The organism is Streptomyces sp. NPDC005181, assembly GCF_040608395.1.
In the GTDB taxonomy this organism is placed as follows: domain Bacteria; phylum Actinomycetota; class Actinomycetes; order Streptomycetales; family Streptomycetaceae; genus Streptomyces.
The window spans coordinates 148,656-162,878 of sequence record NZ_JBEXID010000002.1 but is presented as its reverse complement, the minus strand read 5'-3'; the positions used below and the strand labels follow the sequence as shown (position 1 = coordinate 162,878).

Sequence of the window (14,223 nt, the reverse complement as noted above, 5' to 3'; positions counted from 1 at the left end):
CCATGACGATGGGGGCGCGCGGTGCGGACACGTACCGTGCATCCCATCTGGAGGGAAAGAAGGGGCAGTTGTGACCGCACAGTCCATCGAGGTGCCGATCGTCGCCACGGTTGTCGGGGGCCACCTGAAGGTCGGCGACGACTTCCAGGGCGGCGTGGAATCCATCATCCGGCTGCACCCGGACTACCCCCTCGACACGTTGCAGGGGATCGAGGAGTTCTCGCATCTCCAGGTCACCTGGTACTTCTCCGAGGGCTCACCCAGCGACGTGGCTCTGCACGCCCGCAGCCCTCGCAACAACCCGGAGTGGCCGGCGACCGGAACGTTCGTACACCGCAACCACCGGCGCCCCGCCCGGATCGCGACGTCGTTCCCGCGCCTGCTCGGAGTGGACGGGCGCGACCTCCGCGTGACGGACCTCGACGCCGTCGACGGCACACCGATCATCGACTTCGTGGCCGTGTTCAAGGAGATGCTCCCGCGCGGCCCTGTCACACAGCCTTCATGGCCGACCGAGATGCTCCATGACTACTGGAGGGATGCGCGCGAGCGGTGAGCGACAGATGATCCACGGCCTGGTCCCCGCCAGCACGGCCAAGCTCTACAACTGCCCGCCCACCCCACGGAGCACGTCACCGACGGTCTGGCAGGAGTCGACTCTGTGCTGTGCGCGGCGGGCGCGTTCATCCGGGTCTCGCACGAAGAGAGCCTGCCGTCCCGGGTGGTAGGTGCTGACCACCTTAAGACTCCGTTCACGGACAACTCCGGGGTGCGTCTTGAGCAGGCGGCGCCACGCGTCCTGGGCTTCGCCGCCTTGGAGAAGCACGACCTTGACTTTCGGCATCAACCCCAGCAGCTGTTTCAGGACCTCGACGCCTGCCTGGAGCTCGGCCGCCTTCGGCGAGCGGTTGATGTACCAGGGGTAGGCGTTCCAGGGAGTGACGTCTCGCGGCGCGATCCCCGCCCCCTCGAAGAGCTGGACCTGGAGCTCCGCTGTCGGATCGTCGTTCTCCACGCACAGAAATCCGGAGCCGACACCCTCCTGTGTCTTGGGGCCCGGGTCCCGCAGGATCGACAGGGCGCGCGCCTCCACTCCCCCGTGCCAGGGGGCGACGTGCGGCATCCAGCCACGCTCGTCCTGGTCGCGCAAGGCGTCGACCATCTCATTGATCGGACGTACGTGGGGGGCGTAGCGCCCCTGCTCCTGCTCTATCCGGAACGCCTCGTCCCGCATTCGTCTCGCCATATTTCCTCCGACACCGGCTCACACCATCGCGGGGACCCTACCGGGAACGTCTGACACTGCAGACCGCTCCATCGACCCTGCCCACAGATGCCAGAGGACGAGTAGCGATGGACGCGACGGAGGCGGCGGGCAACTTCTGCTGTCGATGGGAAGTCCTGAGCATCCAGAGAGCTACACGCCACCTGGCCGTAGCTATTACGAGAACTGGGCCGAGGACTGTCAGATGCGCCTGGCACGATGCCTGGCATGAGCCCGACACCAGAGCTGACGCAGAGGACCCTGACCGCACGCGGCTTCCGCGGCTTCGTGCCCTTCCGTGAACTGCCCGACAGCAACGTCCCCACCGGGCACGGAATCTACGTGGTGATCCGCACGGACACCTCGCGCCCGTCGTTCCTCCCCACCAGCCCTGCCGGACACCTAAAAGGCCGCGACCCATCCGTGACCGCCGACAAGCTCGGCGATGCCTGGGTGGACGGGGCAACGGTCGTGTACATCGGCAAGGCCGCGGGCCAGGACGGACTGAATCAGCGGCTTGCCGACTACCGCCGCCACGGCACTGGTCTGCTGGCTGGCCATTGGGGCGGTCGCTACATCTGGCAGCTGGTCGACTCGGACGCACTGCTCGTCGCCTGGCGGCCGATGACCGAGGACGACGCGGGTGAGGCTGAGCAGGACCTGATCGACGAGTTCAAAGCACTCCACGAAGGAACTCTGCCCTTCGCCAACCTCAGGAACAACGCCCGAAGGGCTCCAGGGATGGACACCAACATCGGCTAAGCCGTGGAACCCGCGCTGGGCCAGAGGAACGAGTGGGCGGCGAGGACGACGATGTCACCGGCTTCGTCCTCGACCAAGAGCGCGGACGCCAGGGGTGGGGAGCCGAAGAGGGCCTCCTCCGGCCTGGGCCCGGCGTTCCTCGAACGGCTGGATCTCCGTCGAGCTTGGTGGCGTCGTTGGCCACATCAGCGACGGCGTCAACCGGCAGCTCCGGTCAGCAACGCTTCTATGCGGGAGCGGATGGACGTGGCCCGGGGGTCGGTACAGGGGGTCAGGTGGGTCAGGGCCTCGGTCCAGTGGCCACGGGCAGTCTCGGGATCCTCCGGGTGAACGACTGCGGCCAGGTGGTCGAGTTCCAGGGCGAGTTGCCAGGTGTCCCCCAGGTCGCGGTGAACGGCCGCCGCCTGGCGGTGGAAGGTAGTGGCCTCGCCGTGGCGGTCCATCACGGCATACGTCTGGCCCGTGCCGCGCCAGGCCAGGGCTTCGCGGCTGCGGTCGCCGAGGCGTCGGTGGAGCATGGCGGAGCGCTGGTAGGAGGTCAGGGCGTCGCCGTGCTGGGCGGCGGTGCGCTGGATGTCGCCGAGAGTCAGGAGCCAGAAGCCTTCCCGGGTGTGGTCGCGGAGGGCGAGCGCGATATCGAGCGCCTCGTCGATGGATCGCCGGGCGGCATCCGTGTCACCCTCCTCGAGTCGCAGGGCGGCTGCGATCCGAAGGAGGTTGCCTTCACCGCCACGATTGCCCAGGGCCCGGTGCGCGGCAAGCGCCTCGTCGATGACCGAGGCGGCCTCGGGCAGGCGGCCGGCGCTCAGGCGAGTGCTGGCGATGTTGGACAGTGCGGTGGCGGTTCGTTGACCATTTCCCAGGTCTCGGAAAACGGACATGGCCTGCCCGAAATGCGCGTCCGCCAAGTCGAGTTCGCGCTGTCGTAGATGGATCAGGCCCATGAGGTTGAGGGCCTGGGCCTCGTCGAACCGGCTCTGCGAGCTGCGAGCCAACGTGACGGCTCGCTCCAGAGCGTCCAGGCCCTCGGAGAAATTGTTCAGAGCCCTGTGCGCGATGCCCATGTTGATGAGCAGCCGTGTCCGCGCTCTCTGGTCCTCTCGTCTTGTCGCTGCCTCCAATCCGATTCGGCCCAGTTCCAGCCAGTCCCGCTCCGACGACGAGGCGGGACGTGCGAACCACAGGATCGTGGCCAACTGCCAAGCCGTCTCGTCCATTCCGTTTCGGGCGGCGTCGCGCACGGCGGGGAGGAAGTTGCCCTGTTCCCGTTCGGACCAGTCGACTGCGGCGTTGTAGTCGGTGAAGACGAGGGGCGTGACTTCCGGCAGGGGTCCAGGCAGTGGCAGGTGGTCCTCTGACGGATAGAACCACGTCTGGGCGGCGTCGGCGGTGTGGAGGTACCAGCTCAGGACGCGTCGTCGCGCAGCTTGCCTCTGGTCGGACGACTCCTCTGTCTGCGCAAGGTCGGTGGCGTACGCGCGTAAAAGGTCGTGGAACTGGAACCGGTCCGGAGCGGTCTGCTCCAGCAGGTGGGCCCCGACCAGATCGTCGAGTAACTGGCGTGTTCGGCTGGGTGTGATTTCGCCGAGGGCGGCGGCAGCGGGGAGGCTGAACGCCGCTCCAGGGTGCAGGCCAAGGAGGCGGAAGAGGCGGGCCGAGTGCGTGGACAGAGCGCGGTAGGACCAGGTGAAGACCGAACGGATGGCTTCGGCCTCGTCATCGATGCCGGTACTGAGGGCGTCCCAGAGGGCGGACTCGTCACGCAGATCGCTGATGAGATCGTCGAGTCGCATGTGCGGGTGGCTGGCGGCCCGTTCCGCGGCGATCCGCAGGGCAAGCGGCAGACGGGCGCACAGGCCCGCCAGTTCCGCGAGTTTGTCGCCGTCGTCCTCGGGTCGATAGCCCCTCGTGACCGCGCGCAGCAGAGCGACCGCCTCCGGCTCCGGAAGCGTGCCGAGGGTGATCCTGCGGGCGCCGTCACGCACCGAGAGACCCGCCAGGCGGCTGCGGCTGGTGACCACGACGAGGCTGTCTCCTGCGCCGGGGAGCAGCGGCCGGACCTGGCTGACTGTGGCCGCGTTGTCCAGGAGGATCAGGACCCGGCGGTCGGCGATCAGTGAGCGGTACATCGCTGCCGCGTCGTCGACGTCCTGGGGAACGTCGGCCGGGGACACGCCCAGGGCCCGCAGGAAGCGCTGGAGTGCCTGCGCGGCTGTGACTGGTTCTCCGGGATCGTACCCGCGGAGGTTGACGAAGAGCTGGCCGTCGGGGAACTGGTCCTTGACCTGGTGCGCCCAGTGCAGGACCAGCGAGGTTTTGCCCGCGCCCGCCGTGCCGGCCACCACGTGAACGGAGACGACGACGCGCTCGCCGTTTCGGTCGGCAAGCACCGCGTTCAGCTGTCCCAGTTCGTCGAAGCGGTTGACGAAGGTGTTCACGTCGGCGGGGAGCTGGCGTGGGACGGGCCCCGACGGCCCCGAGGCGGCGCCGTGGTGGAAGTGGATGTCACCAGTGACGCTCCCGGCCTGTACGACATCGCGAGACGACCCAGAGAGGTCGTTCTGCGAGTCTCCGGGTCGCCTGTTGCCCTCTGTAGACACGTCGATCGATGCGCCCTGGTCAGGCCGCAGGCGGCGGAGGCAGGTCGACCACGGCACGGCCGAAGTACGCCTGGACGTCCTCCGCAGCCGCGTACAGGTCCCGCAGATACTCCGACCAGTTCCTCACGGTGCTGGGATCCGTGAAACGAATCGCCCCGTCCGGTTGACCGGCAGCGGTGTACAGCACACGGTAGAGAACCCGACTGTCCAGAAGGCTCAACTCCGGCAGCACCCCATCGCCCTCCGCGACGGCGACCGCGGAAGCAGGCAGGACGCGAATGGAATGCCCGCATTCCGCGCTCAGTCGCAGCCAGTGCAGCTCCCACTGCACATACGGCGTCAGCGGCTCCTCAACCACACGAATACGATGAAAGACCGCCCCCCGCGACACTTCATCCCTGGCCCTTCGAACCAAGGCGTCACGGTCGGCCTCGAACAGCCGCAACACTGCTGGCCAGTCCCCCTGACGCAGCGCCTCCCGGCTGTCGTCGTTCGTCTCCTCGAAGTGCTGCAACCGCTCCAGTTTCCAGGACTCCCCATCGCGGATCGCGGCGCGCCGCTCCCGGAAGTCCCGCTTGTAGTCCTCGCGGGTGAGCCGCTCACCCAGCTCGTCCGGGAGCCCAGGAGCACGGAGATCAAGCATCGGGAATGTCCGCCTTCGCCGCGCTCAGCATGTTGCCCGGGATGACGACCAACCGCTCGTCCGGCCCCAGGTTCACCTCGCCCGGCAGGCTCGACCGGTAGTGCGCGGTGAGATCACGGCCGATCACGGCAACGTCACCGTTGCTCAGCTGCCAGATGTCCGGGCACTCGTCGTCGTCCTTGGAATTGCCCAGCTCCGCCGCCGACTTACCGAGGCGTTTGACGAATAACGCGGACGGATCGGCTTCCCATGCGCGGGCCACGACTGCCTCCAGTATCCACAGCATCACTGACAGTGTCCTCAACGATACCGGGCACACCTGGATGCGTACATCAGGAAAACCGCCAGTCCACGCAGCACTCCCCCAGCGGACGCACGGACGTCTTGAGCTACCGCTCAACACCGCACAGGTGATCGGAGTCATACAGATGACGGGGCGCAACCCCCTGTGTCGACGGCATCCGAACCGGGGCCGCCCGGGACGCCGCAAGGGTCCGAAGCGCCGTCAACTCTCCCGCGCGGGAGGAGATGTAGGACTGTTGAAGGTGATGCCGGAGAAGTCCCGACCCTGGATCACCGGACCATATTGGGTACCGCCACTGACCGTGTTGGTCACCGAGCCCTCAGCCAACGCTGGAATCCGGCCACGCCACGAGTCCAGCGCGGCAGCGAACTCCGGGTCAACGGCCGCCCGCGCGGCGAGGGCACCACTCAACGCTTCTGCCCGTGCCGGTTCGCCTGGTGCCTCGCTCAGCGCCACCAACTCGGCCTCCCCGGATACCGGGGCTCCCGCCTGCCTGCCGAACGGTCTCCGCACCAACTCACTCAGCGTCGCCCATGCCTGCCGACCCAGCTCGCCCCCGGCCCCGCCTGCCAGCGCCGCCAGCACTCCCACCGATACCGGATCCAAGGCGTCTCCTCGACTACACGTTCCCGGTCTCATTTCGACTGACCCACGGTAGAGGAGCGACCATCCTCACCGCAGCCCGAATCTCTGAACCTTTCCAGACGCCGCCCACATGAGCCGAGTCAGACCACCCGCCACTGTCCGGGCAGCAGACTGCACCGAGCACGAGACGATGCCGCGCAGGCCCTGCGCACGGCCGGCAGTCCAGCCGGTGACATAGACGAGCAAACCGCTAGTGCTAGTGGGCGGCAAGGCCGCGACGCTCGCTTCGGTCATCGTCCTGGCTCGCATCCCCCTGCTGGCGCCCCAGCCCCAGCAGCTTCAGCAGGTCGGCCGTCACCACTCGGTAGGCGTTGCCGAGCCGCAGAACCTTGACCGGGTACTCCCCTTGCTTGGCGAGTCCGTAACCGGTGGATCGGCCGATCATCAACGCCCGGTTCGAGGTGTCGAGGTCGATCACGGCGGGAAGGGCAAGCAGTTCGTCGCCCGTCAGCCCTCGCGCCTCACGGACCAAGCCGGATGCCGTCATGATGCCCTCCGCGTGATTTATCGGTGTCGTGGTGACGCCAAAGATGTATCACTATGTTGCGGCGGCGCTTTATTGCTGCATAAAGTGCCACCATGACACCTGATCAATGGCCGACAGCGTTCACCGGTCGGATCGCCCAGCGCTTGCGGGACACACGCAAGGCCGCTGGCCTAACCATGGCCGAAGTCGCCCAGGGCTGCGCCGACCGCGGCTTGCCGGAGTTCACTGAGCACTCCATGAAGAACCTGGAATCCGGGCGCAAGACGAGCATCACCGTCGCGGACTTCGTCGTCCTGGCCGACGTGCTCGGCGTCCCGCCAGTGACCCTCCTCTTCCCCCTCGGTTCCTCGGCCACGGTCGAGGTCCTCCCGGGCAGGGAAGTGTCCACCTGGGACGCCGTCGCGTGGTTCACCGGCGAGACCCCCCTGAACGAGCCCGCCCCAGAAGGCACCGCCCGCGACGTCCTCGACGTCTTCCGCCACCACGGAGACCTGGTGGCCGCCGCAACGTCCTCCCACGCCCTGGCCAGGGAGCGGCGACGAGCGGCGAGCACCACCCTGGACCGGACCCGCAGGGCCACACTCCTGCAGCGCGCCGAGGGCTACGAGGAGCACGCCTTCGAGGACTGCCAGGAACTGCGCGCCTTCCGCACCCGGATGCGTGAGCGCTCCCTCGTTCCCCCTGCCCTTCCCGACGAGATCGCCTTCGTCGACCAGCCCGAAACACAGACCCAGCCGGAGGACGGCCTTCAATGAGTGGCACGACCACCCGGCGGTGTTCCTGCCGCGACCCGAAGACCGGGAAGAACTACGGAAAGGCGTGCCCGAAGTTCGCCAGCAAGCGTCACGGCACCTACGCCGTACGCCACGAGCTGCCCGCCCGCCAGGACGGTACCCGGCGCGAGTACCGCCGCTCGGGCTTTCCCAGCGCCACGAAGGCATCCGAGGAACTGGACAAGATCCGGGCCCTGCTGGCCATACCCGACGAGGACGACCCCGCCGGACTGATGCTCATCAGCGATCTGCTGGAATCCTGCGCCCGGAGCAAGGAGCCGCTACCCGACTACGACGAGACCCGGCGCCGGTTCACCACCGGACAGACCCTCAACGCGAAGACCACCGTCGCCGAGTGGCTCGACCTGTGGCTCACGGGCCGCAAACGGCTGCGGCCGACCGGACTCAAGCGCTACGAGCTGGACGTGCGCGTACACCTCAAGCCGCACCTGGGCGAGCTGCGTCTGGACAAGCTCCGGGTGCACCACCTGGACAAGATGTTCGACGCCGTCAATGAGGCCAACATCGAGATCAGCGAGCAGAACGCACAGCGGCGGGCAGCCATCACTCAGCTCAGGGCAACCTCGCGCAAGGGCGCGGACGGCCGGGCCCAGCGCGCCGCACTCCAGGAGTCGATCCAGGCCATGCCGCCCTTCCGCCGGATCACCGGGGCCAGCACCCAGCAGCACATCAAGGCCACCCTGCGCGCCGCGCTGAACGTTGCCATCGCCCAGCAGGCGATGCCAAACTTCAACCCGGCCGAGCACGTCGAAGTCGAGCCCGGCGCCAAGCCCAAGGCGCTGGTGTGGACCGACGAGCGCCTCGCCCACTGGCAGGCCACCGGCACCAAGCCCTCCCCGGTCATGGTCTGGACGCCGGAACAGACCGGGCGTTTCCTCGACTTCATCGCCGATGACCGCCTCTACGGCCTGTGGCACCTGATCGCGTTCCGGGGACTTCGGCGCGGTGAAGCCTGCGGGCTGCGGTGGATGGACCTCAACCGGGCGGACTCCTCGCTCGCCGTGGCCACCCAGCTCGTCCAGGACGGCTGGGAGATCACCGAAGGCGCCCCCAAGACGAACTCAGGCGTGCGCACCATCGCATTGGACGAGGAGTCCATCGCCTACCTGAGCGAGCACAAGAAGCGGCAGGCCGGCGAGCGCGCTCAGTGGGGTTCCGCCTGGAAGCTGACCGGGCGCATCTTCACCCAGGAAGACGGCTCCTGGCTCCATCCCGGCAAGGTTTCCGACCTGTTCGAGCGCCTGGTGGCCGCCGCCGGGCTGCCCCCAGTCCGCCTCCACGACCTGCGCCACGGAGCCGCCACCCTCATGCTCGCCGCCGGAGTCGACATCAAGGTCGTCTCCGACACCCTCGGCCACTCCGACACTCGCATCACCCGGGACATCTACCAGGCCGTTCTCGACGACCTCGCCCGCGCCGCAGCCGAAGCCGTCATCAAGCTCGTCCCACGAGCCCACACCCGGGGCGGCAAACCCCGTGCGGCAGAGCCGCCCCGGCCGATGCCGGGCATGGCCCCACCGAAGCGCCCCCAGGACGACGCGGAAACGACCGACGGCCAGAGCGCGTAAGCAATCCAGCCAAACAACAGGCCCCGGTCAGCATGACCGGGGCCTGTTGTTGCCATCTCAGCCGGGGCGAGCCGCCCGCCGACCATGGAAGCGAGCAGGCAGTAGCGGCCCTGCCGCAGGCACGTTGCAGCCACCATCTGCTCTGCGGAGATCCTGCGTCAGAATCGATGCTGCGCCGCCAGTCTCAACACCCGCCATGCTTCCCGCGCGGCAAGGCCGGGATTCGACCACCGCCTCGGGTGTCGCGACCGCACTGCGGACCGGGGCGAAGCGCCTCGGTCCGCAGTGCGCCACCGTCGCCCGAACCCGCCGCACCGTACGCGGCGGCCGAGCCACCGACACCCTCCGCGTGCGCCACTGCACCCGCCCGCAGATCGCCCAGATCGCCCAGATCGCCACGCGTACAAGCCGCGCAGGGCTGGCCACAAGGCCGCGACCGCCTGCCTCGCCCGCACCGTCAAGGCAGCGTGACCAGCGCAGCGACCCTGGGGGAACTACCACCCGCGACGTCGCTCAAGCTCTTCGAAAGCGCGCATCTTACAGGCGACCTACTGGACGGTAATCAGCCTTGGTGCGACGCCCACCCGAACGGAGAAGGGGCACTCCCGCCCGATCGCCAAGGCCACTAAACAAGAGCCAAGCGGCCTCGGACCCGGTCCCGTGAACACCGGCTCCAAGGCCTTGACCAGAACCTGAACCCACCAGGAGTGATCGTGAACCACACCGCACAGTCCGCTGCCGCCCTCGCCGCCCCGCCGCTGTTCGACGCCGACGCCCGCACCACCGAGCCCACCGTCCACGACCGCGCCAACCTCGCCCTCGTCCCGTCCGCGCCGGCCTGCGTCGTCTGGTCGTGGTGCACCGTCACCGTCGACCACGAGATGCACACCTCCCACGACGTCACTATCGAGCAGCCCGGCGGCGGGACCGTCCTGGACGCCCGTGTCATGGCCGAGGACGGCCGCGACGGCGGCCCCGGCCTCGCCCCGTTCATCGGCTACTGCGAGACCGACGTCACCCCCGATGGGCTGCGCGCCGAGGTCGCCAACATCCGCGCCGCCCTGCCCCGCCTGGAGGCGCTGGCGGACATCGTCGACGGCACCCCGACAAGGCTGTCGGTTGCCCAGGTTCTCGGCAGCCTCGACCGGTTCCTCACCACCGATGGCGACCCGAAGGTCACCGCCTTCGTCGACTACGTCAAGGAACAGGTCGCCGAGTCCGACGACCCCGCCGCGACGGTGGAGGACATCGCCTTCGCCATCGCCCACCACCGGGCCCGCAAGTCCGTCACAGCCAGCCGAGCCCTCACCGAGTTCCTCACCGAGTTCCTCACCGAGCACAGCATCACCCGGATTCCGGCCAACGGCCCGAACGGTGACTTACTGACCGGGCCGCTCTACTTCCGCGAGCGCGACGGCCGCCGCTTCCTGGTGACGCCGGTCGGCGCGGCCCCGGCCGAAACACTGGAATACCTTCGCGGCGCGTTCACGGCCCGGGAGCAAGCCGTGCCAGAGGCGCGCACCTGGTCCATCACCACCGAGAGCGGGGCGACAGTCAGCGGCCACCTCCCGGCATGGAGCGAGGACGACCCGAGCAAGACCGATCTGCCCGACGACAAGCTCCACCTGCACCTCTCCGACGTGACGCACCACCAGGCCATCCCCGGCCAGCCGATGGTGATCAACACTCCGTTCGGCATCGATGGGGGCCGTGAAATCTACGAAGAGAACGTGTTCTGCGCAACGATCACGTGCTCCCCGCATTCCCCCGTCCCCGCCGACCGTGTCCCGACCGCGACCATCACGGTCGTCGAGGACTGCGTCATGGAGGACTTGGACCCACAGGACGTCACGGACGTCGCGGCCAAGCTGCGCGCGCAGGCCGACCGCCTCAACCAGGTCGCGCAGCAGCTCGCCGACGCCCGCGCAGATTGGGCCGCGAACGCCGAGGCGACGGCGTGACCGAGCACCAGCAGCCGACGGCCGGTACCCCGAGCGTCCGGCCACCGACCGCATCCTGTTTGTAGGCCAGCGACAGCCGGGCACACCGTCGCCACGTCCGACCACGACGACGTCGCCATCCCCTAGCCCGCCTGGTGCCTCGGCCACCACCCAGCCGACGGATACCGCGGACACGGGCCACGAGAGGTCGGAGACGACGTTCAACGTCACCACTGCCCACCGCGAGATCATGCTGATGACGGCAGGCCCAGAGCAACAGCCGCTCACCGAACGCGAGCCCGGTACCGGGGCCTCGTCAACCTCGAGCTCGGCGGCGACTGAGTTGCATCGGCTGGTCTGTGCACGCCTTGTCAAGTGTTCGGTGCGTGTGGGCACCGCCGAGCGTCGAAACGACCTGCTCGAGCAATTGACGCCGCACGATGAGGCCCGCCATTACCGGGCTGGCTCCAGCACATGGCGATTCACTGCTAGCTCCAGCGATGGGCGAGCGCAGCGTCGGCGCGCAGGGTCGCCGGCATGCCCGCATCCACTTCGTTCTGGTCGTGCTCATCGCCGCAGGGGCAGATACTCCAGCCGTCACGTTCGACCCGTAGGGCTACCGTCTCGCTGATGCCGGCGAGTTCGGTCAGGACGCCGACCGGGGTATCGGCCTTATCCCCGACGCCTGCGAAGGACAGGGCCGCTCCGATCTCGGTGGCCAGGTCCAGCGCATGGGAGGCGGTGCGGCCATCGCCGTTCAGCGCCGCGTACTTGCCAGCCTGGGCGGCAGCCATCACCAGGCGGCCGGCAACCTGCACGGGGACCGCGACCATGCGGGCGTCGACCCGTACCGGCCGCACGGCGTGCACGTTCTCAGCACCCTCACGGCCCGGATCCGCAGCAGCGGTGATGGCCTCGGCCACCGCATCCGGCTGGACTAGGTGGAGCGCCTCCTCCTCGTCCATGCCGATCCGCTCGGCCACGGAACGGACCATCAGCGCCACCACGTCGCGCACAGTCACCGGTTCGACCTCGACTCCGCGCGTCAGCAGCACAGCACTCGTCTGGGCGACGAGCGCCTTGAAGCCCACGTTTTCCTGAATGTCCGGCACCCCTTCAGCCTACGGGCTGCTTCTTGTCGGGATGCGACAACTCAACAAGGACAGCGCACCGCTCCACGCGTCCGCCGTCTGCTACCTGGCTCTGCCGGACGGTCGCGAGCGCCTGCTGCCATCACCGGACCACCCACACGAACAGCGCCCCCAGCGAGCCTCTGCGGCGCGCACCGCGCGCTCCCCAGAAACGGCCCGTTGTGCTCCGCCTGTCCCGATGCGCTCCCCTCGCGCTCCCCAGGCCATCTGCGGGGGTCCCCAGCCGAACCAGCGGAACCGCGATACACAGAGAAAAAGGAAAAACCCCAGGTCACGGCGAGTGAGTCCTAGGGTCTTCCAGAGCCGCCTTCGGGATTCGAACCCGAGACCTACGCATTACGAGTGCGTTGCTCTGGCCAACTGAGCTAAGGCGGCACGCCCGTCGCACCATGGTGCGATCAGCGGCGTCGCCAAGTCTACACAGTTTCGGAGGGTGCTCCGTACCGCCCTCCCCCGGAACCGTATGCGCAGGTCAGGGGGGAGATTCGGCGGATCGGTGGGTCAGGAGCACCTCTTGCCCTCGGCAGGCGGGGTGCCGTCCAGGAGGTACGTGTTGATCGCCGTGTCGATGCAGTTGCTGCCGCGGCCGTACGCCGTGTGGCCGTCACCCTCGTAGGTGAGGAGCCTGCCGGAGGAGAGCTGGCCGGCCAGGGACTGGGCCCACTTGTACGGGGTGGCGGGGTCGCGGGTGGTGCCGACCACGACGATCGGGGACGCGCCCTTCGCCTCGATGCGGTGCGGGGTGCCGGAGGCACCGACGGGCCAGTCGGCGCAGTTCAGGGAGGCCCAGGCGAGGGGTTTGCCGAAGACCGGGGACGCCTTCTCGAAGCTGGGGAGGGCCTGCCTGACGGCGCTCGGGCCGGTGAAGGCCGGGGGGGCGTCGAGGCAGTTCACGGCTGCGTTGGCGGGCATCAGGTTCGCGTACATGCCGTTCGGCTGACGCTCGTAGTAGCTGTCGGCGAGGGCGAGCAGGCCGGAACCGTCGCCCGCCCGGGCGCCGGCGATGGCTTCGCGGAGCTGCGGCCAGGTCGATTCGTCGTACATGGCGGCAATGACGCCGATGGTGGCGAGGGACTCACCGAGCTTGCGGGTCTCGCCGGTGGGGAGGGGTTTGGCGTCGAGGCCGGCGAAGAGCTGCTCGAGGCGGGTGGCGGCGTCGGCGGTGGAGGTCGTGCCGAGCGGGCAGTCCGACTTCTTCACGCAGTCCGCGGCGAAGGACTGGAATGCGGTCTCGAAGCCCGCGGTCTGGTCGCGGTTCATCTCGATCGACGGGAGCGACGGGTCCATCGCGCCGTCGAGGACGAGGCGGCCCGTCCGGGCGGGGAAGAGCTCGGCGTACGTCGCACCCAGGAAGGTGCCGTACGACGCCCCGACATAGGTCAGCTTCTCGTCACCGAGCAGGGATCGTAGGATGTCCATGTCGCGGGCCGTCTCGATGGTGGAGACGTGCGGGAGGATCTTGCCGGAGCGCTGCTTGCAGCCGTCCGCGAACTGCTGGAAGGAGTCGCTCAGCTCTGCGACCTCGGCGGCGTCGTCAGGGGTCTGGTCGACCTGGGTGTACGCGTCCATCTGCGGTCCGGTGAGACATTCGACGGGTTCGCTGCGGGCGACGCCGCGCGGGTCGATGGCCACCATGTCGTAGCGGGCACGGACCGGGGCGGGGTAGCCGACGCCCGCATAGCTCTGGAGGTAGCCGATGGCCGAGCCGCCGGGGCCGCCCGGGTTCACCAGGAGGGAGCCGATCCGCTTGCCCGGGCCGGTGGCCTTCTTCCGTGAGACGGCCAGTTTGATGTCGCCGGCGCCCGGCTTCGCGTAGTCGAGCGGCGCCTTCATGGTGGCGCACTGAAATCCGGAGACGCCGCAGCCCCGCCAGGTCAGGTGCTGCGTGTAGTACGGCAGAAGCTCCGGGGGAGCGGCGGGCGTGGAACCCGACGCGCTCGTCGTCGAACTGCCGCTGCTGCAGCCGGAGATGAGTAGGCCGGCAGTGCCGAGCATGGTGGCGAAGGTACGGAGCAGGCGCCTGGTATCCATCCCCGGAGCGTAACCGTCACGCGGCGACTCGCCC

At 68.5% G+C, this 14,223-nt stretch carries 13 protein-coding genes and 1 tRNA gene; 5 read left to right on the top strand and 9 right to left on the bottom strand.

What is annotated here, in order from left to right:
* Positions 1–70: 70 nt before the first annotated feature.
* The gene (locus tag ABZV38_RS02655) at positions 71–556 is read left to right on the top strand and encodes a TrmO family methyltransferase (RefSeq protein WP_356323762.1); all 486 of its coding nucleotides are present in this window, start codon (positions 71–73) and stop codon (positions 554–556) included.
* 45 nt (positions 557–601) lie between these two features.
* On the opposite strand, the gene ABZV38_RS02650 is transcribed toward ABZV38_RS02655, so the two are convergent.
* Positions 602–1,246 (bottom strand): uracil-DNA glycosylase, encoded by a 645-nt coding sequence (locus tag ABZV38_RS02650; RefSeq protein WP_356323760.1) that lies wholly within the window; start codon positions 1,244–1,246, stop codon positions 602–604.
* A 246-nt stretch (positions 1,247–1,492) separates the two neighbouring features.
* On the opposite strand from ABZV38_RS02650, the gene ABZV38_RS02645 reads away from it, so the two are divergent.
* Positions 1,493–2,026: a hypothetical protein gene (locus tag ABZV38_RS02645; protein WP_356323758.1), complete on the top strand. Its 534-nt coding sequence runs from the start codon at positions 1,493–1,495 to the stop codon at positions 2,024–2,026.
* Between the two features lie 197 nt (positions 2,027–2,223).
* Here the strand turns inward: ABZV38_RS02645 and ABZV38_RS02640 are convergent, their stop codons facing one another.
* The 5 genes from ABZV38_RS02640 to ABZV38_RS02620 all read right to left on the bottom strand — a co-directional run bounded on the left by ABZV38_RS02640 (position 2,224) and on the right by ABZV38_RS02620 (position 6,705).
* Complete coding sequence (locus ABZV38_RS02640) at positions 2,224–4,464, bottom strand: tetratricopeptide repeat protein (RefSeq protein WP_356323757.1); 2,241 nt, start codon at positions 4,462–4,464, stop codon at positions 2,224–2,226.
* 181 nt (positions 4,465–4,645) lie between these two features.
* Positions 4,646–5,269 carry a DUF6879 family protein gene (locus ABZV38_RS02635; RefSeq protein WP_356323755.1) on the bottom strand — a complete coding sequence of 208 codons (624 nt, stop codon included), beginning with the start codon at positions 5,267–5,269 and terminating at the stop codon, positions 4,646–4,648.
* Entirely contained in the window at positions 5,262–5,531 is a 270-nt protein-coding gene (locus tag ABZV38_RS02630; RefSeq protein ID WP_356323922.1) for a hypothetical protein, read from the bottom strand. Before ABZV38_RS02630 ends, ABZV38_RS02635 begins: the two co-directional genes overlap by 8 nt.
* A 243-nt stretch (positions 5,532–5,774) precedes the next feature.
* On the bottom strand, positions 5,775–6,179 hold the full coding sequence (locus tag ABZV38_RS02625) for a hypothetical protein (protein ID WP_356323753.1): 405 nt from the start codon (positions 6,177–6,179) through the stop codon (positions 5,775–5,777).
* Positions 6,180–6,414: 235 nt separating this feature from the next.
* Positions 6,415–6,705, bottom strand: coding sequence for a hypothetical protein (locus ABZV38_RS02620; protein ID WP_356323751.1), 291 nt, complete (start codon positions 6,703–6,705; stop codon positions 6,415–6,417).
* A 92-nt stretch (positions 6,706–6,797) separates the two neighbouring features.
* On the opposite strand from ABZV38_RS02620, the gene ABZV38_RS02615 reads away from it, so the two are divergent.
* The 3 genes from ABZV38_RS02615 (at position 6,798) to ABZV38_RS02605 (ending at position 11,028) form a co-directional block, all read left to right on the top strand.
* Positions 6,798–7,460, top strand: a complete 663-nt coding sequence (locus ABZV38_RS02615) for a helix-turn-helix domain-containing protein (RefSeq protein ID WP_356323749.1) — start codon at positions 6,798–6,800, stop codon at positions 7,458–7,460.
* Positions 7,457–9,067: a tyrosine-type recombinase/integrase gene (locus ABZV38_RS02610; protein ID WP_356323747.1), complete on the top strand. Its 1,611-nt coding sequence runs from the start codon at positions 7,457–7,459 to the stop codon at positions 9,065–9,067. Before ABZV38_RS02615 ends, ABZV38_RS02610 begins: the two co-directional genes overlap by 4 nt.
* 713 nt (positions 9,068–9,780) lie before the next feature.
* Positions 9,781–11,028: a hypothetical protein gene (locus ABZV38_RS02605; protein WP_356323745.1), complete on the top strand. Its 1,248-nt coding sequence runs from the start codon at positions 9,781–9,783 to the stop codon at positions 11,026–11,028.
* Between the two features lie 467 nt (positions 11,029–11,495).
* On the opposite strand, the gene ABZV38_RS02600 is transcribed toward ABZV38_RS02605, so the two are convergent.
* The 3 genes from ABZV38_RS02600 to ABZV38_RS02590 all read right to left on the bottom strand — a co-directional run bounded on the left by ABZV38_RS02600 (position 11,496) and on the right by ABZV38_RS02590 (position 14,189).
* Positions 11,496–12,119, bottom strand: a complete 624-nt coding sequence (locus ABZV38_RS02600; RefSeq protein WP_356323743.1) for a hypothetical protein — start codon at positions 12,117–12,119, stop codon at positions 11,496–11,498.
* A gap of 340 nt (positions 12,120–12,459) precedes the next feature.
* Positions 12,460–12,533: transfer RNA gene (locus tag ABZV38_RS02595), tRNA-Thr, on the bottom strand.
* A gap of 126 nt (positions 12,534–12,659) precedes the next feature.
* Positions 12,660–14,189, bottom strand: a complete 1,530-nt coding sequence (locus tag ABZV38_RS02590) for an alpha/beta hydrolase (RefSeq protein WP_356323741.1) — start codon at positions 14,187–14,189, stop codon at positions 12,660–12,662.
* Between the last annotated feature and the right edge of the window lie 34 nt (positions 14,190–14,223).